This window comes from Pseudomonas eucalypticola (assembly GCF_013374995.1).
GTDB lineage: Bacteria > Pseudomonadota > Gammaproteobacteria > Pseudomonadales > Pseudomonadaceae > Aquipseudomonas > Aquipseudomonas eucalypticola.
This window is the reverse complement of sequence record NZ_CP056030.1, coordinates 781,073-803,637: the sequence shown is the minus strand read 5'-3', so window position 1 is coordinate 803,637 and position 22,565 is coordinate 781,073. Positions and strand designations below refer to the sequence as shown.

The 22,565-nt window shown below is 56.8% G+C and carries 14 protein-coding genes and 5 pseudogenes; 11 read left to right on the top strand and 8 right to left on the bottom strand.

Features of this window, described 5'->3' with window-relative positions; all coding sequences use genetic code 11:
- The first annotated feature begins 205 nt into the window (after nucleotides 1-205).
- Nucleotides 206-1,368 (top strand): IS3 family transposase gene (locus HWQ56_RS03675; RefSeq protein WP_176569813.1). Its coding sequence is split into 2 segments (ribosomal slippage): nucleotides 206-458 and nucleotides 458-1,368, totalling 1,164 coding nucleotides; the frame shifts between segments, so codons are not numbered across the junction.
- 556 nt (nucleotides 1,369-1,924) lie between these two features.
- Nucleotides 1,925-2,929: pseudogene (locus HWQ56_RS03670) on the top strand (DUF3987 domain-containing protein); the annotation flags it as partial.
- A 58-nt stretch (nucleotides 2,930-2,987) separates the two neighbouring features.
- Here HWQ56_RS03670 and HWQ56_RS03665 read toward each other — a convergent pair.
- Nucleotides 2,988-4,184 (bottom strand): IS256 family transposase, encoded by a 1,197-nt coding sequence (locus HWQ56_RS03665; RefSeq protein WP_060501916.1) that lies wholly within the window; start codon nucleotides 4,182-4,184, stop codon nucleotides 2,988-2,990.
- 126 nt (nucleotides 4,185-4,310) lie between these two features.
- Here HWQ56_RS03665 and HWQ56_RS03660 point away from each other — a divergent pair.
- The 4 genes and pseudogenes from HWQ56_RS03660 to HWQ56_RS28990 form a co-directional block, all read left to right on the top strand.
- Nucleotides 4,311-4,709, top strand: a pseudogene (locus tag HWQ56_RS03660) (DUF3987 domain-containing protein); the annotation flags it as partial.
- Entirely contained in the window at nucleotides 4,693-5,052 is a 360-nt protein-coding gene (locus HWQ56_RS03655; protein WP_176569812.1) for a hypothetical protein, read from the top strand. The pseudogene HWQ56_RS03660 and the gene HWQ56_RS03655, both read left to right, overlap by 17 nt.
- Nucleotides 5,030-6,010 (top strand): annotated as a pseudogene (locus tag HWQ56_RS03650) (integrase domain-containing protein). Before HWQ56_RS03655 ends, HWQ56_RS03650 begins: the two are co-directional and overlap by 23 nt.
- A complete protein-coding gene (locus tag HWQ56_RS28990; RefSeq protein WP_245217814.1) occupies nucleotides 6,007-6,360 on the top strand; it encodes a hypothetical protein in 354 nt (117 codons plus the stop codon). Before HWQ56_RS03650 ends, HWQ56_RS28990 begins: the two are co-directional and overlap by 4 nt.
- A 112-nt stretch (nucleotides 6,361-6,472) precedes the next feature.
- Here HWQ56_RS28990 and HWQ56_RS28985 read toward each other — a convergent pair.
- From HWQ56_RS28985 to HWQ56_RS03610, 7 genes and pseudogenes are all read right to left on the bottom strand, one after another.
- Nucleotides 6,473-7,770, bottom strand: a pseudogene (locus HWQ56_RS28985) (N-6 DNA methylase).
- A 110-nt stretch (nucleotides 7,771-7,880) separates the two neighbouring features.
- On the bottom strand, nucleotides 7,881-8,336 hold the full coding sequence (locus HWQ56_RS03635) for a restriction endonuclease subunit S (RefSeq protein ID WP_209008698.1): 456 nt from the start codon (nucleotides 8,334-8,336) through the stop codon (nucleotides 7,881-7,883).
- Between the two features lie 97 nt (nucleotides 8,337-8,433).
- Entirely contained in the window at nucleotides 8,434-8,646 is a 213-nt protein-coding gene (locus HWQ56_RS03630) for a hypothetical protein (RefSeq protein ID WP_176569809.1), read from the bottom strand.
- 276 nt (nucleotides 8,647-8,922) lie between these two features.
- A complete protein-coding gene (locus tag HWQ56_RS03625) occupies nucleotides 8,923-12,111 on the bottom strand; it encodes a type I restriction endonuclease subunit R (RefSeq protein WP_176569808.1) in 3,189 nt (1,062 codons plus the stop codon).
- 187 nt (nucleotides 12,112-12,298) lie between these two features.
- Nucleotides 12,299-13,234 carry a GIY-YIG nuclease family protein gene (locus HWQ56_RS03620; protein WP_176569807.1) on the bottom strand — a complete coding sequence of 312 codons (936 nt, stop codon included), beginning with the start codon at nucleotides 13,232-13,234 and terminating at the stop codon, nucleotides 12,299-12,301.
- A complete protein-coding gene (locus tag HWQ56_RS03615) occupies nucleotides 13,231-14,550 on the bottom strand; it encodes a restriction endonuclease subunit S (RefSeq protein WP_176569806.1) in 1,320 nt (439 codons plus the stop codon). Before HWQ56_RS03615 ends, HWQ56_RS03620 begins: the two co-directional genes overlap by 4 nt.
- Entirely contained in the window at nucleotides 14,547-16,466 is a 1,920-nt protein-coding gene (locus HWQ56_RS03610; protein WP_176569805.1) for a type I restriction-modification system subunit M, read from the bottom strand. Before HWQ56_RS03610 ends, HWQ56_RS03615 begins: the two co-directional genes overlap by 4 nt.
- A 1,043-nt stretch (nucleotides 16,467-17,509) precedes the next feature.
- Between HWQ56_RS03610 and HWQ56_RS03605 the strand changes: the two genes are divergently transcribed.
- The 5 genes and pseudogenes from HWQ56_RS03605 to HWQ56_RS03585 all read left to right on the top strand — a co-directional run bounded on the left by HWQ56_RS03605 (nucleotide 17,510) and on the right by HWQ56_RS03585 (nucleotide 22,434).
- Nucleotides 17,510-18,010 (top strand): sigma-70 family RNA polymerase sigma factor, encoded by a 501-nt coding sequence (locus tag HWQ56_RS03605; RefSeq protein ID WP_158158095.1) that lies wholly within the window; start codon nucleotides 17,510-17,512, stop codon nucleotides 18,008-18,010.
- A complete protein-coding gene (locus HWQ56_RS03600; RefSeq protein ID WP_176569804.1) occupies nucleotides 18,010-18,954 on the top strand; it encodes a FecR domain-containing protein in 945 nt (314 codons plus the stop codon). Before HWQ56_RS03605 ends, HWQ56_RS03600 begins: the two co-directional genes overlap by 1 nt.
- Before the next feature lie 112 nt (nucleotides 18,955-19,066).
- A pseudogene (locus tag HWQ56_RS29370) lies at nucleotides 19,067-19,348 on the top strand (STN domain-containing protein); the annotation flags it as partial.
- 60 nt (nucleotides 19,349-19,408) lie between these two features.
- The gene (locus tag HWQ56_RS03590; protein ID WP_425331951.1) at nucleotides 19,409-21,559 is read left to right on the top strand and encodes a TonB-dependent siderophore receptor; all 2,151 of its coding nucleotides are present in this window, start codon (nucleotides 19,409-19,411) and stop codon (nucleotides 21,557-21,559) included.
- On the top strand, nucleotides 21,559-22,434 hold the full coding sequence (locus HWQ56_RS03585) for an alpha/beta hydrolase (RefSeq protein WP_176569803.1): 876 nt from the start codon (nucleotides 21,559-21,561) through the stop codon (nucleotides 22,432-22,434). Before HWQ56_RS03590 ends, HWQ56_RS03585 begins: the two co-directional genes overlap by 1 nt.
- The last annotated feature ends 131 nt before the right edge of the window (nucleotides 22,435-22,565 follow it).

The window sequence follows — 22,565 nt, the reverse complement described above, 5'->3', positions numbered from 1 at the left end:
AAGCATGAATGGGAGAGACTTTGATAGGTGCTCTTCGGGCTCGTCAGAGCCGAACCTTAAAGGTCACGCCGCTCCCGCGGTGGTTCTCCCCGAGGGCGATTCGTATCCGGCAGCTCGCACGGTCACCTCCCCGGTGATGGATGTAGTGGTCTAATGAAACCGGACACCCATTTAGGCGAGAATGCTCGTCATAGAGAGGTGTCTGATGACCAAGCAACGTCGTACCTTTACCCCTGAGTTCAAACGCGAGGCTGCGTGCCTGGTGCTCGACCAAGGCTACAGCCATATCGAAGCCGCCCGTTCGCTCGGATTGGTCGAATCGGCGCTTCGTCGATGGGTGAGCCAGCTTCAGCAAGAACGTGGCGGTGTTACTCCCAGCAGCAAGGCTCTGACGCCAGAGCAGCAAAAAATCCAGGAACTCGAAGCCCGTATCAATCGGCTAGAACGGGAAAAATCGATCTTAAAAAAGGCCACCGCGCTCTTGATGGCCGAGGAACACGAGCGTTCGCGTTAATCGATCAACTGCGGGCTCAAGAGCCTGTTGATCTGTTGTGCTCGGTATTTGATGTCACCCGATCTTGCTACTACGCGTACTGCCGGAAACGTCGGTATCCGGATCCCGAACGAGTAGTCTTGCGTAGCCGCGTGAACGAGTTGTTTACGCAAAGCCGAAGCGCTGCGGGCAGCCGGAGCATCATGCTGATGATGAAAGAGGACGGTATGCAGATCGGGCGATTCAAAGTACGTAGGTTGATGCATGAGCTGAACTTGATCAGCAAACAGCCGGGCTCCCATGCCTACAAAAAGGCTACCGTGGAGCGGCCTGATATCCCGAACGTGCTTGATCGCGGGTTCAGCGTGGCATCCCCGAACAAGGTCTGGTGCGGTGACATTACGTACGTCTGGGCTGAAGGCCAATGGCACTATCTGGCGGCTGTCATCGACCTTTGTGCACGGCGTGTTGTAGGTTGGGCGTTCTCAGCCAAGCCTGATGCCGACCTGGTGATCAAGGCATTGGATATGGCCTATGAGCAGCGTGGCCGGCCTCAGAATGTGCTGTTTCACAGCGACCAGGGCAGCCAATACGGGAGCCGGAGTTTCCGCCAGAGACTATGGAGATACCGCTTCACGCAGAGCATGAGTCGGCGCGGCAACTGCCACGACAACGCGCCGATGGAGCGGCTATTTCGCAGCCTGAAGACTGAATGGATACCGCCGGTGGGCTACATGAGCGCTGTGCTGGCACAGCAAGATATCAGTCGGTTTTTGATGGAGCGGTACAACTGGCGGCGACCGCATCAATTCAACGAAGGGCTACCGCCTGCGGTCGCAGAGGAAAAACTCAATTCAGTGTCCGGGATCAGTTGACCACTACAGGATGCCCTCTAATCTCTTGGCCCTCGTGCGCCAGCTACACCGTACCTCGCTGCCCTGCAGCAACCTATCCGCTTGGCCGAATCTTGCGCCAACCTGCGCCCGTCTCTTTCTCCTGGAAAGAGACGGGCGCTTCTAACCCTGCTGCAGCCCTCATCGCACAGGGCTTTGCGGCAATTCCCCTCGTGACAATCGGCGTGACAAACACCGATGTCACCAGCAACAGCGCTGTAGATGATGGTGCCGCAGGCCAGGGAATGGACTGCACCTGACTGACAGTCAGGCATGCCCCGGTCATCGCAGTGCTGCTTGCACCTGGCTCAGGATCTCGCGGCACTGGTCTCGTCAGCCAATGCAGCCTCCACCCGCCCACCGGCAACGGTGCTCAGGAGGCCAGATCATGAGATGCCCTTGCTCCCGGACGTAAGGAGCCGCCAGTCCCGCGTCAGTGGACACCCTCACAGGTCGCAGGGGCCTTGATCCCTGATAACACTCAGCATTCTTGGCGGGATGACGTGAGGGAGAGATCGGTAATTTATGGAGGAAGGCTATGCAACTGCGCGAAGTACAAGGGCCGCCACGCCCCTTGTTGGAACAGCAGATAGCGCCCCTACCCTACCCGGTCGCGGCGCTGGGCGATCTATTGGGGCCTGCCGTGGAACGCATGGCCGATGTGATCGGCGTGCCCTGCGCCATGGCCGCGCAATCCGTTCTGGCCACGGCAGCTTTGGCGAGCCAGGCGCACGCCAATGTTCACCTCGACGGCCGAATCTATCCGTTGTCGCTGTACTTGCTGACGGTGGCTTGCTCGGGTGATCGCAAAAGCGCGGTGGACCATGTTGCGCTGCAGGCCGTACGGGACTGGGAAAGACAGCAGTGGATCGCCTATGGCGAACAGCTCAAGGCGCACCGAGCTGCAATGAGCCTCACCGCGAAGTCACCGACCTCGAAAAAGTCAGCACAGCTAGCGCTGGACGCCCAACCCGAACCCGTCCAACCGAGACTGCTCACTGCTGAGCCGACCATAGAGGGCCTAGTCAAAAGCCTGTGCCACGGCTTGCCCAGCATGGGTCTGTTCAGCGATGAAGGCGGCCAGTTTTTGGGCAGCAGCACCATGAGCAAGGACAACATGATCAAGGCCATCACTCACTTGTCGACGCTGTGGGACGGCAGCCCGATTGATCGGTCGCGCGCGATGGCAGGGGAAAGTCTGCGTGCCTATGACCGCCGTCTCAGCATGCACTTGATGCTGCAACCCCGCCTGGCCGACCGCTTGCTTCAGGACGCAGATATCAAAGACCAGGGCATCCTGGGGCGCTGCCTGATCAGTTGGCCCGAGCGTCTGGTTGGACAACGGCTGTACAAAGCCATCGACCTGACCCGAGATCCAAAGGTGCAACTGTACCAGCAGCGCATTGCCGCGCTCATGCAGAAGCCTTGGTCACGCCATAAAGACGGCGGCCTCAACCCTGCAACCCTAGAGTTAAGCCCCCACGCCCGTGAAGCATGGATTGCCATTCACGACACCATTGAATGCGAGTCCGGGGAGTTCGGCGGATCGTGTCCCAGGAAGTGGTGTAACTCATCGCGGTTCTGGCCACAGAGCTTGCCGTTTAGTTGATCACGGCCGACAGCTTGGCCTGTGGATTATCGCTGACTGCCTCAAAGGCCTCCAACTGCATATAACGCCGTTGCAGGCACCACTCGTCGTTCTGCTCCAACAGCATCGCGCCTACCAGCCGTGTGATCGCCGGATCGTTGGGAAAGATACCCACGACATCGGTGCGGCGCTTGATCTCGGCATTGAGCCGCTCCAGTGGATTGGTGCTGTGCAACTGCTGCCGGTGCGCCTTGGGAAACGCCATGTGCGCCAGCACTTCATCCTCGCAGCCGTCCATGAGCGTTGCGATCTTGGGGTACTTTTCGCGCAGTTGATCGGCGACCAGGCGCCACTGCTGATGGCATTCGGTACGGCTGTCTTGGGCGAAAACCGTACGCAGGAGCGCCGCCACCATGGTGCGTTGCCCCTTGCCGACATGGGCCATGGCGTTGCGCATGAAGTGCACGCGGCAACGCTGCCAAGTCGCGTTGAAGACCTTGGAAACAGCGGCCTTGAGCCCTTCGTGGGCGTCAGAGATGACCAGCTTTACGCCACGCAGGCCACGCCGCATAAGGCTTCGCAGGAAGTCTGTCCAGAACGGCTCGGCTTCCGAAGGGCCAACCCGCATGCCCAGGACTTCGCGGCCACCATCGGTGTTCACGGCCACGGCGATTATGACGGCGACCGAGACGATGCGCCCGGCCTCCCGCACCTTGACGTAAGTAGCATCGATCCAGAGATAGGGCCAGTCGCCTTCAAGTGGGCGATCAAGGAAGGCGTGGACCCGCTCATCAATCTCGCCAGCCAGCCGTGACACCTGGCTCTTGGAGATGCCGGTCATGCCCATGGCTTTGACCAGCTCGTCCACTGAACGCGTTGAAACACCCTGGATATAGGCCTCCTGGATCACCGCCGCCATAGCCTTCTCGGCAGTACGGCGTGGCTCTAGAAAGCCGGGGAAATAGCTACCCTGACGCAGTTTCGGGATCTTTAGGTCGACATCGCCAGCGCGGGTTTGCCAGAGGCGATCACGGTAGCCGTTGCGGCTGTTCGTCCGGTCTGGGCTTTTGACATCGAAGCCGGCGCCGCACAGGCCTTCGACGTCGAACTCCATCATGCGCTGGGCAACGAACTGGATCATTTGCTTGAGCAGATCAGCATCTGCCCCTTTCTCAACCAACTCGGTCAATGCGATAGTGGGCTTGGTCATCGTGGTTTCTCTGGTGAAGGTTAAGTCCGCAAACTCAACGTTAGCCAAAAACCACGATGACCAACCTCTTTCGCCCGCAGGGCGCCTTCGATTGGTTTAGTTACACCACTTCCTGGGACACGATCGTTCGGCGAGCTGGTCAACGTCCAAGCTGCAGCGAGCAAAGCCGCCACGAACGTACTACGCATGGCTGGTGTGATGGCGGTGGTTGAAGAATCGACTGTATTGGAAGACATGCACATTCAGCGCGCCTCCACGCTGATGGATTACTACCTGGCCGAGAACCAACGCCTGACTGAACAGGAGCCTCTGAACAAGCTTCGCGCAGAGGCTGATTGCCTGCTGCGCTGGTTGATAAAGAAGAACTGGCCACCGTTTCGCCTGCGCGACCTTACGCGCAACGGCCCCCGCTTTGCCCGTAAAAGCACGCGGCACACCTTCGAGTTATTGCTGCAACTAGTTGCCCATAACTGGCTGGACAATGACGGGGACAAATTCGAGGTGCGCCATGTTCCGCCTCAATGACGCCGTGCGCCGATATCGAGCGCAACATCGCTCGCCGACCGAGTTACGGTGTGTCGCCGCCACTGCCACCACTTTGTCGCCACGTGCCAATCCAGATGCGGCGGGGGTTGTCGCCAGTGTCGCCGCTGTCGCCGCTCCAACATCTGAGTCAACCGACCTCGCTCGGCTTATCGAGCAGTTGCAAGAAGAAGGGGCTTTGCTGCAACGCAGCGAAAATGCCCTCCTCATCCGCCCAGCACACTGGGGACAGTTGGACACCATCGGCCCCCACTGGAAAGCCCTGCTGGCGCTCCTACAAACCAATGATCAAGGTGAAGACAATGGCGCTGGTCGGTCGGCGTGACGGTCGCAACTTTGGCTACGGTCGCCAACTGAGTTACGCCGGTCGGCAGGCACTGGAAGATCTGTTTGGCGGTGGCCACTTCGCCACAGTCAAAGCGCATAGCGATCGCTGGCAATCCTTCGTGCGCTGGTGCTGGTCAGAGGGCGGCCCCGGTTACAACGATGCGCGCCAGATTGATCGACAGACGCTCCAAGACTAGGTCGCATACCTGCGTCAGCAGATCCAGCAGGGCAATCTGTGCATCGCTACCGCGCAAAACCGCCTGAGCAGCGTTAACCGCACCCTCGCTGCGCTGCGCGGTGATCAGAACGTGAGAATCATCAATCCGAGTCAGGCGTTGGGCCAGCAGCGTTCCACAATACGCACCCGTGCACCGGATGGCCTAGATAATTCCCAGGTACGCAGAGTGGTTGAGGCGCTTTGCGAAGAACGACACGAGCGAGTGGCAGCTATCGTCATGTTGGCCCGAACAACCGGTATGCGCCTACGCGAAGCAATCCTCGCGGACTTGCCACGCTTGCACCGCGAAGCAGTGCGTTTGGGCCGCATTAATATTCAGGACGGTACAAAAGGCGGCCGCTCAGGGATATCAGCACCGCGTTGGATCATTGCCAATGAAGAGGTGCAAGCAGCGCTCCAGCTGGCGTGTGAGGTCTCGCCCGCGGGCAGCCGTAACCTACTGGAGCGAACCGAAAGCTACGTGGCATTCTTGCAACGAACGGTGCTCCCCGCCCGCGAAATAATGCATATGCACGGGCTAAAAGGTTTTCATGAACTGCGCGCGGCATACGCCTGCGAACGCTACTCTCATCTCACTGGCCACGCAGCCCCAGTATATGGCGGCCAATGCTATCAAATCAATCGCAAGCTTGATTGGCAGTCACGCCAACAACTCAGTCTAGAACTCGGGCATATCCGTATTGATGTGGTTTCGACTTACATTGGCGGACGAAGATGAGCAGGCCATTTGACATGACACTGTTCCTACTAGGCGTACTGACTGGCTCGAAATCAACCCAGCAACGGCACCTACGCCAGGCTCAAGTAATACAAGCGGCGATTAAAAGACGCTGGCACCGTGATAATCCGTGGACCTGGCAGTTCAAGCATTTTCGCTGGTTTTTCAATCAGTACCTAAAAGGCCATTCTGAGGCCAGCCGGTACTATTATCGACTTACGGCCTTATTAATCTGGAAAAGAATTAAGGGGCCCGCTACATTTAAGCACCAGCCCTATACGAGTCTATTCCTCAAAATTAGTAAAACCAGCCCTACAGCCACGAATTACTTAAGCGAGGCCGAGCGCTAACCACCACAAGCTAATTCATTAGAAATTAATACCTATAAAACCTCAACCCACTAAAAACAAACAGAACAAACAAAGTTGCGCAATCAACCCTCCCACCAAAAAACCTTATAACTTAACCAACATTATCTTTATTCAAAAGCACCCTCATCTCCTGCTGCAGCACACTCAACTCAAAATGCAGCTTATCTTGCCTCTTCAATAGAGAAGCTACAGATTCAACTCCTTCTGTGACGGGAGGGACTACATATCTAGAAACAGTCAGATTCCAGTCACCACCCTCCAGTTCCTTAAGCGGAACACAACAAGCAAGACCATCAACAGTCTTTCTACCCACATATAAACTTAGAATTTTATCTATCGCATCCTCGCCCAAACGATTAAGTCGCCGACTTCTGGAGAAAAAACTTGACCCATCAATGAAAAGAACATCTCTAAAGACTGAAGACTTCCTCATTATCAAAATGTTCGCCGGTGTGGCAGTACCATAAAATGACATTGGCGGAATTGAAATAACGGCATCCACGTTATTCTCTAACAGCATCCTCTTCCTAATTTCTTTCTCCCCCCCCCTCTGAATAAAACCCCCATCGGCACAACCATCGCTGCTCGACCGTTCTCATTCAAACTGAAAAGGACATTTTGGATAAATGCAAAATCCGCATTAGCTTGAGGAGGCGTCCCATAATGTAGAAATTCAGACGACCTTGGGCCATCCCAGTGACGAAGTGAGAAAGGTGGATTTGCAAGAGCCAGATCAAATTGTCCGGAAATCGCCTCACCATAATTCATATAGGCTAGCGCATCGCAAACCTCTATACTATCCACACTTATTCCGTGGACATAAGCATTTGCCATTGCTATAAAAGCTGTCTCAGCTGACCTTTCCCGCCCTAAAACATGCAACCAATCCCTTTCCGATGACTCCTTAACCTTATTGATAGCTTTTATCAAAAACTCTCCGGAGCCACAAACCGGGTCATATAATTTTTCTCCACTTTTAGGCTCGAGGAGCCGGACCATCAAACTAACTATCCCGTCAGGTGTAAATAAATAGCCACCCTTATTAGAATTCCGCTCAGCCAGCTCTACCAAAAACCACTCAAAAAGCTTGCCCAATTCTTCTTCGTGATCAAGCCCATCAAAATAAAAACATCTAAAAGCATCCCAAAGCTGAACCAACTCACTCCTTTCCGACACATTGGAATTTAGGACAGACTTTATTTCACCCCAGATACTTTTTATTGCGCCTGAGAAAAATGAATTAGACTCACCCTCAACTATCTGCGCAACAATATATTCCAATGATTGCACATCGCAAAATTCATCGAGACTTAAGCCTTTAATACAGCCTTCTCTCGCTTGGATACTCCGTTCTGCCTCGAGTAGATCAAATTTTTTTTTGCAGACCATAAGGAGCAACAGAACCTTTACTGCATCCAGACCCGCTCCTCTAACGCGCATACGCTCTATGCTTTCCAGCACAAACGACTTCAAACCAACAAATGAAATACTCATTACAATCAGTCTCCATCCAGCATTTCGTGAGCAGCACTTGCCACCATACTCTCTCCATTAGCAATCAACTCGCGCAACGTAATCCTCTGCGCACACCAATTATGATAAATATCAATAATTCGCTCTTGCTTTTCCAGGCTTGGGACTGGCACGGATATCTCAATCAAGTTCTTAACGCTTATATTTGGTATGCTTGCAGAGGTTCGTATGGACTCAAGTAAAACATTACCTTTAGCCGAATTAAAAAACCAATGAAGATACTCTAACTTCACCCCTCCACCCTGCCTTGGGCGAATTATGGCGACTTGGTTTGTTGTAGTGACATTATCGCTCACCCCGTTAAACATCATGGCTTCAGTTCGCGTACCTCTCAGTGGTAACAGCAAATCTCCGGCCTGGAGTTTAACCTTCAGTTTAGATGGCTCGATATCAGCAAAAGGAAGGGAGTCTATATCATTCAACTCTCCCTCCCGAATGTCCTTTATCTGAATCAACCTAATGCCGCTTTCAGGACTGTCTGTCTCCGCTCGCTCCCGGAAAGTCTGACCTAATGAGACATCAGCGATATGAGAGAGTATTTTTTTCGCCACCATTTATTAACTTCCCAGGTTCAGATTTTTTTACTTCAACTTGCAAATATCTAGTTTCACTGCCATCGGCATGTACCTGCCACGACCGATTGAAGCCGACCTCGATATTGGGGCTGAGGGCAAGGTAGACCACAAGGGAAAAATACGTCGGGGGCGCTAATTTCAATCGTTTTCGTTTCATTCAATCTCCTTGCGTGTCTACCAATGGTCAGTTCGATCCGTCTCAGGCGCAGAATGCAATCATACTGCAGCCGACTTGGAACTCATGCCAAGGGAATGAACGCGGCCCGTCAACACAGTACTGTCACATTCTGCATTTTTTTGCGCGGTAGGTCAGCGTGAAGGGACAAGCTTTACGTGATGAAGTGACCCTACGAAACCCAGCGAGGAGTCCAACGAATCGACGACAAAAGCTTTCAGAGCAGCCCCCGCCTCAATGTGGAGGGCTAACCAAGCTCTACTCACTCGGCCTCGCTAGGCCAAAGAGCTCCGCACCAGAATCCTTCTTCAACAGCTCGTACACCACTGTCAGGAACATCTCGCGCGTCGACTCATCGCTGAGCAGCTTAGTCGCCATGCTAGTGTGGCTGCTCATGGCGGCAGCGATGGCAGAGATGGCTTTTGAAGGCAGGTCCGCCTTCATGGTCTGTTCCATAGTGTTGTTTTGCACCTGGGCCATCACCACGCTGTCAGCGCGCAGCGTCTCGGAAACGTGCACCGCGAAGGCCACCTGGTCGGTGTCGGTGATGTCCTTGCCGAAGGAATTGTTGAGTTTCTCGATCAGCTCGGCGAGGTATTTCTTCTCTCGGTCACGGCCGTCACGTAGGCCGTTGTCGGTCATACCGTACAGACCAGGTGTTTCAGCCTGCACCGTTACACCACTGAGGTTGCTGCCCTTCTTGATCTTGTAGTGGCTGAGTTTAAGGTCACCCAGATCAACCTGTTCAGCGGAGATACCCTTGAGCCGTTTACGCAGCAGGCGTGCATAGCTGGCAAAAGCCTCCAGGCTGGGGTCGCCGAAGTCGATCAACTGAGCGATATACTCGTAGCTACGCACGAACTTGGTCAGGCTCTCGCTGAAGATCATCAGCTCGTCGCGTGCCTTGCAATACTCCGAACGCTGTACATCGGCGTACTCCATGTCCTTGTCGCTGCCCTCGTCATGGGACTTCTCCCAGGCTTTTTCCCACTGTTCGATAGCATCATTGAGCGTCTTCAACTTTCCGTTGAAGCGGTCAGTGGCTGACTGTGTAAGCGAGAACAGCTTCTGGTGCGTCACCTTCGGATCGACGATGGCATCACCAAAGGCATGCACATCAACCTGCTCATAGATGAACATACCATCCAGGCGCTGTTTGATGTCATAAACGATGTTCGGATCCTGGATGTCCGCCACCTGGGCATCACGATAGAAGGTCTTGAACGACACCAGTATCTCGTCGGCCTTATTAGCGAAGTCGATGACGAACGTCTTGTCCTTGCCGGGGAAGGTGCGATTCAAGCGAGAGAGGGTCTGCACGGCCTCCACACCGGATATTTTTTTGTCCAGATACATGGCCAACAGCTTGGGCTGGTCGAAGCCGGTCTGGTACTTGTTGGCGACGATCATCACCCGGTAGTCCGGCGTGTCGAACACCTTGCGCATATCGCGGCCATGCAGACCGGGGTTCAGGTTGGTCTCACTGAACTGATGATCCTTGGGCAAGCTGGGCTCATCCACATCCGTATTAGGCACTTCACCTGAAAAGGCCACCATCGCCAGCACGTTGTCATAGCCCTTGCGTTTGCAGTAGTCCTCCAGCGCCAAGTGGTACTTCACCGCTGCAGCACGCGAGCTGGTCACCACCATGGCCTTGGCCTGGCCGCCGAGCAGGTGCGCCACGTTTTTGCGGAAGTGTTCAACGATCAGTTCGACCTTCTGCCCCACATTCACTGGGTTGAGCGACAGCCACTTGGCCAGCTTGCGCCCGGCGCTCTTCTCGTCCACTCGCTTGTCATCGACCATCTCGCTGCCGATTTTGAACGCCACCTCGTAGCTGGTGTAGTTCTTCAGCACATCGAGGATGAAGCCTTCGTCGATGGCCTGCTGCATGGTGTAGAGATGGAACGGTGCGGGCGGGTTTTCAGTGCCAACCGGTTGCGCCGGATTGCGCGGACGGCCGAACAGGCTCAGCGTCGAATGTTTGGGCGTGGCGGTGAAGGCGAAGTAGCTGGCATTGCCGGGGCGCGAGCGCGAGCTCTGCCACACGGACAACCGCTCCGCCTTGGAGAGTTTTTCCCACTCTGCCTCGCTCTGCCCGGTCAGTACATAACGTAGGTCATCCGCCGTGCTGCCCCCGGTGGAGCTGTGCGCCTCGTCAATGATGATGGCGAAACGGCGATTGCGCAGGCTCTGCTCGCCGAGGATGGCCTTCTGCGCATAAGGGAACGTTTGCAGAGTACAGACGATAATCGGTACACCATCGAGCATGGCCTTGGCCAACTGCTGGCTCTTGGGCAGGTTCGACTGTTGGCGGTCAATGGCGCACACCACGCCGGCCTGGTGCTCGATCTGCTGAATGGCATCCTGCAACTGCTGGTCAAGCACCTGGCGGTCTGTCACCACGATCACGCTGTGGAAATACGGCTCACCGTCTGGGCGGCGCACACGAATCAGCGAATGCGCGGTCCACGCGATGGTATTGGTCTTGCCCGAGCCGGCGCTGTGCTGGATCAGATACGGTTGCCCTGCCCCTTCTACCCGCACCGCATCGATCATCCTGGTCACACCTTCCCACTGATGGAAGCGCGGGAAGATTAGGCCTTCCTTGAAGTAGGTTTTGCCGTTGACGTCCTGGGCTTCCTTACGCTCCTGCAGCACGAAGCGGTGGAAAATGTGCAGCCAGTTGTCCTTCTGCAGCACCCGCTCCCAGAAGTAGCTCACCGGGTAACTACCGTTGTCGCCCGGCGGGTTGCCGGCGGCGCCATCATTGCCCCGGTTGAACGGCAGGAAGAAGGTCGAATCTCCGGACAGTTTGGTGGTCATGCGTATGTCGCTATCGCTCATGGCGAAATGCACCACCGCACCACGCTTGAAGGTGAGCAGGGGCTCCAGGCCACCGCTCTTGCGCTCAGGTCGGCGGTCCATGCAGTACTGCTGCATGGCGGCGTCAACTGACTGGGTGAAGTCGGTCTTCAACTCCACCGTGGCCACTGGAATACCATTGATGAAGAAGGCCAGATCGATCTCGTCGGCCTTGTCCAACGAGTAACGCAACTGCGGCACTACGCGCAGACGGTTCGCAGCGTAACGGGCGATCACCGTGTCGTTGCGCGCGTCTTCGGGCAGCGCCTGGCTCATAGCCAGCGTGCCGCCACCGGCCACGGCAAAGCCGTACCGCAGCACATTCACCGCGCCACCATCGACCTTGTTCTCCAGCTGCTTGACCAACCGGTCCAGTACCACATCACGCGCGCCAACACCATTGAGGGCAACGATCTTGGCCATGGCCACTGGCTGACTGTCCTCCAGCCAGCCCACCACGTCCTCAGGGATTAGCGCCCGTCCTTGATCATAGTCAGCTGATTTACCCACCAGCCAGCCGGCCCCTGCAAGCTGCTCGACGATATAGCGTTCCAGTTCGCATTCGTGGTGGATCTGACTCATCGTTTCGTCCTTCTACTTCGCGGCCATCCTTGGGAACAGCCCATCTAATAATGTCTATCGGGCGTATCTACAGATACACCCGGGGAACGTTCACCCACCGTCTTCGTAGGTGCCAACAGTCAAGTTCGTAGTTGGTGGCGCCATCAAGATCAACCGCTGCAGCTGCTTGATCTTATTCATCGAGCTACTAGTTTTCTGGCTTCACACCAACACCGTTGAGTTGGCTGTCCTGCCAGGCGGCATAAGTTTCGCCACTATCCTCGACCAGCCAAGCGGTTCGACCGCTAGCTGCACGCCCACACAAAACCGCTGCTGCGGCACTCGGGCTACTGAAGGCATAGTCGTCCTTAAACACCAGATACTCACTTCCGTCACTGACCATCACACCATCACTCACCAACTGCTGGTACAGGTTCCGATAATTGTGATCCGCAGTTCCTACCCACTGAGCTCGAGCCCGGGCACCCTTCAGAACAAAGAACTCGCCATCGACTTCTTGCGCTTGCGCGCGCTCCTTGCTCTTTGGAAGCTGTAATGCAAAACGCGGCGACTGGCTGACCGGTTGCTCGACTGATTCCATAACAAGCTTGGAGGGTTTGATCAGCTCGCGCAGGAAGTCGAGGCCCAGTACAGGTAGCACAATTCGGATCTGTTCAAGGAAAAACGCCATGTCCGCGCGGTCCGACTCAGGCAAATTGGTGTAGCTATGTGCAGTGCCATTGCCTACTAGACAGCGACCGGCTTGACTGGCGATCTGGATAAGTTTGCTCTCCAGATACTTGGCATGGGCCTTGGTCAGGTTCTGGTCCTTGCTGGTAATCAGACATACACGCTCCCAGAAGTCTTTGCCGCCCTGCTCTTGCGGGCGGTTATGTTGTTTTAGACGCTGGGCCACATCATCTGACTCGCCGATATACACCCTGGTACGCACGCTGTCATCTGGGTCGGGACCGACAAGAAAGTACACGCCAGTGCGCGCGCATTCGGCACGCTGCACCAGCTCGGCCAATTTGGAGCGTGGGCCTGTCAGCACATGGCCGGTCCAGTTCATGATCTCGGCGGTGAGCAGACCATTGGGCGTGCCATCCACCAGAAATAGACGCAGGCTGCGCCCCTGGCTCATACGGTCTCCCTCAGGTCGATCTGACCTGTGACAGCCGCGGTGATTAGGGCAGAGCGGCGCTCTTTCAGCAGTTTGATACTACGCTCGGTTTTTTCACGCAAATGTTCTATCCGCGTCGTAGCTGCAGAGACCCGGCTGATGATTTCAACCTGTTCATCCGCGTCGGGAACTGCGACAAGCAAGTCCAGAATGACAGACTGGGCAATATTGACCATGGATGAGCTAGCTCCAGTAGCCTCAATCTCCACAGCTCTGCGCCCATACACAGTGACTAACGCGGCAAGAAAGTTTGGCATTACATGCTCACCGCATCCAACCCGGTAGAGCTTGTCGCAAAGCAGTAGGTACGGGTAGTCATGAGGGACGACAGCACAACTGCCGACTAGCTCCCGAGTGTTAGCGCGAGAGATCAAAACATCGCCTGCTCTCAAGCTGAGCTCTGGCCGTGGCTCCATTTCGGTAGGTAGCGCTTTGCTTTCTTCGGGGCGGAATACGCCGCCATTCACACAACCGACCTTCACCACCCCCCACTCACCCTCTTCTGGCACACGAGCTTCGCACTCAGGACTCCACCCTTGGCCAATACTGCTTATCAGCCGCTTGAGGGGGAGCATTTTCCAAGACTCCGGCACCACTCCCAGCCACTCAACGCCGGAGTCTTTCATCCTAACGTTGGGGTCGAGGCCCTTGGTGACCGCATGCGTGATCAGCGCCTGACATTTTTCACGCAGCAGTTCGATAAAGCGGGTTTTCTTTTCAATCAACGCATCGATGCGGGCAGTTTCGCGGTCTAGATGGGCAGAGATTGCCTGCTGCTCAGCAAGCGTAGGGATAGCAATTTTGATACCCCCAAGATCCCCTTTTGTGATATGCACCATACCGATGATGCCATGCGCTTGGTCTTCCACATGCGCAGTTACGGCCTTCAAACTCCAGTAGAACCACGCCTTGTCGAACTTGAAATTACAAATCCGAAAAATGTGCTGATTTAGGTAGTGTCGGCCTGCATGCGGCCATATAAATGGCCCAAACGAGGTTCCCCTATTGCCCGACCAACCAAACAGCAGGTCACCCTGTTCAACGTGGTAACGAGCATCCATCTCACGATCAAAGCAGTTGAAGTTGAGGCTGCCATTCAGATTTTCGATTCTGATGATGGGCGTCCCAATCTCGGACCATTGCTCAGGTTTGAAGGCCGCGCCATTGACGAATTCCGCCTCGTACTTGAGAGGCGTGATCTCCCAATGCTCCGGCACCCTTCCCAACCACTCCACCCCGGAACCTTTATAGGCCAGATAGGGCTTGTAATGGCTCATGCCGTAACCTCGCCCAGCAGCGCAGCAATCTCGGCCTCAACTTCTTTGAGTTCGGCATCAATCTTGACCAGCGCGCGCGGCGGCTGGTAGACGTAGAAGTAGCGGTTGAAGTTGATCTCGTAGCCGACGATGCCGACTTGGCCATCCTTCTCGTCGGTCTTGCCGGTGTCGATCCATGCGTCCGGCACATGGGGTAGCACTTCGCAGGCAAAGTAGTCGTCGATGCTCTGGTTGAGCGGTACGTTCTCGAACTCGCGCAGATCGCTGTCGGCCTGCAGGTTACCCTTGTCGTTCAGCACCGGCTGGGCATTCGCATCGCGTTCGCCAAAGCAGGCCAGCGCAGCTTTCAGCGCGCCCTTGCCGAGTTTCTTGATGCCGGCGGCATTGAGGAAGGCCGGCAGGTTGTCGAACTCGCCCTGCACGCCGGCAAAGGCCTCGGCCTGATCGGAGCCCTTAGTGTCGCGGTAAGCAGCGAGCTTGTCCGGAGTGACCGAAAAGCGCAGGCGCAGCGGGCGCTCGACGGTGATGCGGCGGTAGCCGAAGTCGCTGGTGGCGAAAGCCTTGCTGTTCGGGCCTTCCTCAAACGCCTCATGCAGCTTCGCGATTTCCGCAATTTGCTCATCCGACAGGTACTTGCGCTTGCTGCCCAGGCTTTTGCGCATAGGCGCGTGCATGGCGCTGGCGTCGATCAGTTGCACCTTGTCACGGCGCTCTGCGTCCTTATGGTTGGACAGCACCCAGATATAGGTGCCTATGCCGGTGTTATAGAACAGGTCGGTGGGCAAGGCGATGATCGCCTCCAGCCAGTCGTTTTCCAAAATCCAGCGACGGATCTCCGATTCGCCCGAGCCGGCGCCGCCGTTGAACAGCGGCGAGCCGGACAGCACGATGCCGATACGGCTGCCGCCCAGCTCGATGGGCTTGCGCTTGGAAAGCAGGTGCATGAGGAATAGAAGTGAGCCATCACCCACGCGCGGCAGTCCCGGACCGAAGCGGCCAGCGTAACCCTGCTGGCTGTGCTCGTCCTGCACCTGCTTCTGCACCTTCTCCCACTTCACGCCGAACGGTGGGTTGGCTAGGCAGTAGTCGAACTGCTCATGGGGCAGTTGGTCGTTGGAGAGGGTGTTGCCGAGCTTGATGTTGCGGGTCTCGAAGCCCTGGATCAGCTTGTCGGCCACGGAGATAGCGTAGGTTTCCGGGTTGAGCTCCTGCGCGTAGGGCACCAGACGGGCATTGGGATTCCACTCGCTCACCTGCTCGATGGCCGAGGACAGGAAGCCGCCGGTACCGGCCGCGCAGTCGTACACGGTACGCACGACGCCTTCGCCATTGAGCGCCTGATGATCGGGGGCGAACACCAGTGTAGTGGCCAGACGCACCACGTCACGCGGGGTGAAGAACTCCCCGGCGGTGTCGTTGGCGGATTCGGCGAACTTGCGGATCAGGTGCTCGAACACCAACCCCATCTCGTGGTTGCTGATGGTTTCCGGGTGCAGGTCGATGCTGGCAAACTTCTGCGTCACTAGGTACAGCAGGTTAGCCTTGTCGAGCTGAACCAGCCAGTCGGAGAAGGCGAAATGTTCGAACACCTGGCGGGCGTTGGCGGAAAACTTGGCGACATAGTCCTCCAAGTTGGCGCGGGTGCTGGTGGAACCAACCGAGCCCAGGGAGAACTGCGAGACATTGTAGAATTTGGCGCCGGCCGTGGTTGGCAGGATCAGGTCCATGTCCACGCCGCTGGCCTTCATACTCTTGTATTGGCTGAGCACCTTGTCACGGGTCGGCTCCAGCACGCATTCCAAACGGCGCAGTAAGGTAAAGGGAAGGATGATACGGCCGTAGATGGACTGTTTGAAATCGCCGCGCAACACGTCGGCCACGTTCCAGATGAAGTCGGCGAGGTTTTGCTGATACACGCTGCTGTTCCTTACTAAGGGCAAGGTGATTTACCCGCCCTGCGAGACGTTTTGATTGATGCCGAACCTTACCCGGTTGGGTAACTCCACGCCAGTATCAGAAACCGCCTACGGTACTGATTTGGCTATTCAGCTAGCGGGCTCCAAATCCGCAAACATTGACGTTTTCGCGATATCTCCTCGACCTGTGCAGGGCTGTACAATTGCCGCGAGTAGAATGCCTAGGAAACCAGGGGGATTCAAAGCCCTGTTAAGAACACCGCCGCGCAAAGTGGCGAGTACTTGAACGTAACGATGCGACAGTTGTGCACGGGATTGGCAAAATTCGCCCCGAGCGCGGCGTATTGGCAGATGAAGGTTTAATAGCTGTACCAAAACCCATCGAGAGCTGCCCTACCATTGAGCTCACTGAGTTGATTGAGAACACTGGTATTCCAGTTAGTATTCCACAGGCCAACCTTAACCGCTAAAAGCGGAGAAAAATCAGGTGAGTAGGCGGTCGTTTCAACTTACCCCGGCCCACCAGCCATCTCACTGCCGGTGAGAGCCATGCACCATGGCCCGCCCCCACCTCTGCTACGGTATCTCTCCGCCAGCCTGGCGCTCGACCAAGGCTATAGCCACGCCAAGGCAGCCCGCTCCCTTGGGCTGGTTGAATCAGCCCTGCGCCGATAGGTGAGCCAGCTTCAACAAGAACGCGGCGGTATCACTCCGACCTGATAACTCTTTTCTGTGCGTAGCACCGGTATGGGAATTTACCAACGATCATCGTTCGCGGAAATGCAACGTTCGAATCTAACCACTACCCCTGCGCCCACCCAACTCAGACTACCCTTCGCCAACAGCCACCCGGCTTCTCAATACGCCGCACATCCACTGCATCATCCGCCCGCGCATACCGCTTCAGCCCCCTCCCACCATGACCTCCGTGCAGCACATCACCCCTCCCAAAATCCAGATCACCAAGCCCCAGCCTTGCAGTAAGCAAAAGAATCAAAAGATAATACGACTCATTACTATTGATACAGCTGGTCTGCCCGCTCATGAGTGCTACCGATCACCACGCCCTTCGCTTGCTGTACAACGAACATAACGGCTGGCTGAAAGGATGGCTCTGCGCCCGAATCGGTAACTCAAGCGATGCAGCCGACTTGGCCCAGGATACCTTCGTACGTCTGCTGCTCTCGCGCAATGCTGATCACGTGCGTGAGCCACGCACTTATCTGAGTACGATCGCCCGCGCGTTGATGGTCGACAAATTTCGGCGGCGGGCCATTGAGCAGGCTTACCTGGAAGCGTTGGCGCTGCGCCCCGAATCGGTGGAGGTATCGCCAGAAACCCGGCTGGCGATTCTCCAGACGTTGGAGGCGATCGATACCATGCTCGACGGCCTTGGGGAGCGAACGCGCAAGATTTTCCTTACGGTGCAACTTGAGGGCTTGAGCTACATCGCGACGAGCGAGCGCTTTGGCGTGTCTGTGACCACGGTCAAGAAGCACATGATTCGCGCCATGACCCATTGCCTGCTGCTGACGGAAGATTGATGCCCACGCCCCTGGATCAACGAACGCTGGAAGCCGCTGCTACCTGGTACGTGCACCTGAATAGCACGACTCCATCAGCTGAGGACAGAAGCGCCTGGCGCCGTTGGATGGCGGCCAGCCCACAGCACGAACGCGCGTGGGCCAGGGTGGAAAAACTGGAGAGGCAGTACTCAGGTCTGCCAGTAGAAATTTCGCTGTCGACTCTCGATGGCGTGAATGCTCGCAGACGCTCTGTGCTAAAAACATTGAGCATACTGCTGACGGTGGGCGTGAGCGGGTGGATGGTCAGCAGCAGATACCTGCCATGTTCAGGTCTGCTGGCGGACCAGAGCACCGCCAAAGGTCAGCGGAAACACCTGCAGCTGGACGATGGAAGCCAGCTGGACCTCAACACTCAAAGTGCCGTGGATATCACCTTTACCCACCAGCTGCGAATTGTCCGTCTGCATGAGGGTGAAATTCTCGTAGAAACAGCCCGCGACCCCCGCCCCTTTGTTGTCGAAGCACCCCACGGAAGCGTCCGCGCCCTGGGTACGCGATTCATCGTGCGCGCCGAACCAGCATTCACCAATGTGTGTGTTTTAGATAAAGCGGTGGAGCTACGGCCATTGAACCAAGCGTTGCAAATGCAGCGTCTTGATGCGGGGCAACAGGCCCATTTCGACCGTGAAAAAATCAGCCCAGTGACACCCGCCCCGCCTGGCTCAGGTGCATGGACCCAAGGGATGTTGACGATTGTCGACTGGTATCTGGCAGACTTCATTACGGAACTCGGCCGCTACTACCAAGGGGTGCTGCGCTGCGCGCCGGGTGTCGCACGCCTTCGCCTGAGCGGCGCGTTCCGCATCGACAATATCGAGACCATTTTGGAAAACCTTAGCCAGTCGCTGCCAGTGACGGTGCATTTCGTGACGCGGTATTGGGTCAGTATTGAGGCTGCCTGAAGATATTGAGAATTCTTTCCAATTAGGGTTGCCGATTCTGCGTTTCATTCGGCCTCTGCATGGGAACGGTCACAACGACTGCTTCCCTGCCTGCCAACCGAAGGAAACCTTGATGTCACGATTTGCTTTCGATACCGCCCGGCCACTGAGTCATGCCGTTCATCTCACGGTAGCGCTGGGTTTTTTTTCGGCCCTGAGCCTTGCGCCCACGCAGTTGATGGCGCAGAGCCAAACCCACGCTTACCAGATTGACCCAGGGTCACTGGGCGCCTCGCTGAGCCTGTTCGCGACAGCAGCCAATATCACATTGTCTTTCAATGCTGAGCAGACTCGAGGCATGACCTCGCCAGGCCTGAGCGGAAACTTTGACGTCGATGAAGGGTTTGCGCGCCTTCTGGCGGGAAGCGGTTTGCAAGCCCAGCGCCAGCCTAACCAGACGTATGTGCTCACGCCAATCCCCCACAGCGCTGAGCAGCAATCGCAAGCAACGGGGCCAAAGGATTCAAGTGTAGTGCTGAGCGCCACACCGGTGGTTGCGACCGCCGAGGAGGAGGCCAAACAGATGCCCGGCGTGTCGATCATCACTAACAAGGACATTCAGAAGTCCCCACCGGTGAACGACCTTTCTGACATCATCCGCAAAATGCCGGGGGTGAACTTGACGGGTAACAGCGGGACCGGCGTGCACGGCAATAACCGTCAGATCGACATCCGCGGCATGGGTCCGGAAAACACTCTGATACTCGTCGATGGTAAACCGGTCACTTCACGCAATTCCATCCGCTACAGCGTTACCGGTGACCGTGACACCCGCGGCGACACCAATTGGGTGCCTGCCGAGCAGGTCGAGCGCATCGAAGTGATCCGCGGTCCTGCCGCCGCGCGCTACGGCAACGGCGCTGCGGGGGGCGTGGTAAACATCATCACCAAGCGCCCCGACGACCAGACCCACGGCACTGTCTCGGTGTACACCAACATGCCTACCCACAAGGACGAAGGTGCCACCAAGCGCGCCAACTTCGGCCTCAGCGGGCCATTGACCGACAGCCTGCACTACCGCATCTACGGCAACGTCAGCACCACGGACAATGACGACTGGGATATCAACAAAGGCCACCAGGCTACCTCGACCACGCTGCCGGCCGGCAGCGAAGGCGTGCGCAACAAGGACATCAGCGGCCTGCTGACCTGGACGATCGACGACCGCCAGTCCATCGATTTCGAGGCCAACTACAGCCGCCAGGGCAATATGTACGCAGGTGAAAGCCAGGGCAATCTCGACACCTCCACCAAGCTGGCCGGCAACTATCTGGGCCGCGAAACCAACAAGATGTACCGCGAAATCTATTCCATTACTCACAACGGCGATTGGGATTTCGGCACCAGCAAGTTTTACGTGCAATACGAAAACACCCGCAACCGTCGCCTCGACGAGGGCCTGGGTGGCGGCTCCGAAGGCCTGATCAACTCCAACACATTCACCACCAGCGAACTCAAGGACTGGCTGGGCCACGGCGAATTCAACCTGCCGCTTGCCACCGCCATGCCGCAAACCCTGACCCTGGGCGGCGAGTGGACTCGCCAGGAACTCAATGATCCTGCGTCGCTGAGTGCCACCACTTCCGCGGGCAACACCATCAGCGGCTACGCCACCGGCACCCGCAACAGCGAAGTGGGTGCGAACATCGGTTCGCTGTTCGCCGAAGACAACATCGAGGTAGCCCCCGGCACCATGCTCACCCCTGGCGTGCGCATGGACGATCACTCCGACTTCGGCCCCAACTGGTCGCCCAGCCTTAACTTCTCTCAGGCCTTCTGGGACTATTACACGTTCAAGGCCGGCATTGCCCGCTCCTTCAAGGCGCCTAACCTCTACCAGCTCAACCCCAATTACATGCTGGTCAGCAACGGCAAAGGCTGCGGCGTCAGCGACACCACTGGCTGCTACATCCTGGGCAACGCCGACCTCAACCCGGAAACCAGCGTCAACAAGGAACTTGGCCTGGAGTTCAAACGTGACGGCTGGGTGGCCGGCCTGACCTACTTCCGCAACGACTACCGCAACAAAATCACCGTCGACCTGAACGACTCGGTGGCCACTGCCGGCAGCTACAACGTGTACCAATGGGCCAACGCCAAGAAAGCCGTGACCGAAGGGATCGAGGGTACGCTGCAGATCCCGGTGGCAGGCAACATCACCTGGACGAACAACGCCACCTACATGATCCAGTCGAAAAACAAAGACACTGGCAACCCACTGTCATTGATCCCCAAATACACCCTCAACTCAATGCTCGACTGGCAAATGACGCCCAGGCTGTCATCGCAACTGAGCTTGACCTCCTACGGCCGGCAGAAACCGCCGACCTACGCCACCACCAACTCCGAGGCCGCCAGTGGTGTGAACAGCAAGGCGCTGGGCAGCTATAGCCTGGTGGGTCTCAACCTGGGCTACGACGTGACCAAAAGCGTTCGGCTGGGGGCAGGGGTCAGCAACCTTTTTGATAAGCGCTTGTTCCGCAAGGGCAGTTCCAGCACGGCAGGGGCGGCGTCGTATAACCAACACGGTCGCGCGATCTACACCAGTCTGACGGTATCGTTCTGATGATGCTTATCCGATTTTTGCTGATGGTGTTCTTCTCGGGGGCGGTCGCTACGGCGTCTGCTCGTCCTGACCTGTCGCTGCCCAGCACGCCGAACATTGCCCAGCGTGGCTCATCGCTATACCGCTTCACCCAGCTTGACCTGGACTCCGTGGACGCCAAGCGGCACTACCGCGTCTGGGTCGGCGTACCTAAGCACGCGGCACCGGCGGCGGGGTATCCGGCGCTCTACATGCTGGATGGAAACGCGGTATTGGCCGCGTTGGATGATCAGTTGCTGGGGCAGGTTCACGGCGACACTCTGCCAGTGCTGGTGCTGATCGGCTATGCCGTGAATGCGCGGTTCGATGTGGTGGCGCGGGCTTATGACGATACTCCCGGGTTGCCCCTGGGCACGCCCTCGGCAGACGCTCGGCCTAGCGGTGGGGCGGACCAATTTGCCCTGCTGATCGAGCAGCGGGTGAAGCCGGCAGTGGCAGCCTTGGCGAAGGTCGATCCACAGCGGCAGACCCTGTGGGGGCACTCGTTTGGCGGGTTGTTCGCGTTGCATGTGCTGTTTACGCACACCCATGATTTCCAGGCGTATGCCGTAGCGGATCCCTCAGTCTGGTGGGGAAACGGCGTGCTGCTCGGTGAGCAGCAGAAGCTTGCGCCTGCAAACCGGGTGCGCCTGTTGATGATGCGTGGGACGGCATCCAAGGTGGGGCGTGGGCCGGCAGGCGCCAGCGAAGTGTCACCTGAGGCGGCGCGGCAATTGGCCGAGGGTCTGGCGGGGCGAGCGAATGTCACGGTGGACTACCAGGAGCTGGTACTCAGCCATGGAGCGATGTTCAATGCGTCGTTGCTGCCGGCGTTGCGCTTTGCGACTGAGCAATAGGCGGGCTAGGGCGTTGATGTGCATATTAGGTGCTGGGCATCCTTAGCCTCTACTCGGGAACAAACCGGCTCATTGAAAAGTAACTCTTGCACTGCAGTGATGCTCTCTAGCGATGCCCTTGGCGTTTAATC

What these genes read in the sequence shown, in the direction of transcription:
- HWQ56_RS03665 (WP_060501916.1), bottom strand. Translation starts at nt 4,184, where the DNA reads ATGACCAAGCCCACTATCGCATTGACCGAGTTGGTTGAGAAAGGGGCA.
- HWQ56_RS03655 (WP_176569812.1), top strand. Translation starts at nt 4,693, where the DNA reads ATGTTCCGCCTCAATGACGCCGTGCGCCGATATCGAGCGCAACATCGC.
- HWQ56_RS28990 (WP_245217814.1), top strand. Translation starts at nt 6,007, where the DNA reads ATGAGCAGGCCATTTGACATGACACTGTTCCTACTAGGCGTACTGACT.
- HWQ56_RS03630 (WP_176569809.1), bottom strand. Translation starts at nt 8,646, where the DNA reads ATGAAACGAAAACGATTGAAATTAGCGCCCCCGACGTATTTTTCCCTT.
- HWQ56_RS03625 (WP_176569808.1), bottom strand. Translation starts at nt 12,111, where the DNA reads ATGAGTCAGATCCACCACGAATGCGAACTGGAACGCTATATCGTCGAG.
- HWQ56_RS03620 (WP_176569807.1), bottom strand. Translation starts at nt 13,234, where the DNA reads ATGAGCCAGGGGCGCAGCCTGCGTCTATTTCTGGTGGATGGCACGCCC.
- HWQ56_RS03615 (WP_176569806.1), bottom strand. Translation starts at nt 14,550, where the DNA reads ATGAGCCATTACAAGCCCTATCTGGCCTATAAAGGTTCCGGGGTGGAG.
- HWQ56_RS03605 (WP_158158095.1), top strand. Translation starts at nt 17,510, where the DNA reads ATGAGTGCTACCGATCACCACGCCCTTCGCTTGCTGTACAACGAACAT.
- HWQ56_RS03600 (WP_176569804.1), top strand. Translation starts at nt 18,010, where the DNA reads ATGCCCACGCCCCTGGATCAACGAACGCTGGAAGCCGCTGCTACCTGG.
- HWQ56_RS03585 (WP_176569803.1), top strand. Translation starts at nt 21,559, where the DNA reads ATGATGCTTATCCGATTTTTGCTGATGGTGTTCTTCTCGGGGGCGGTC.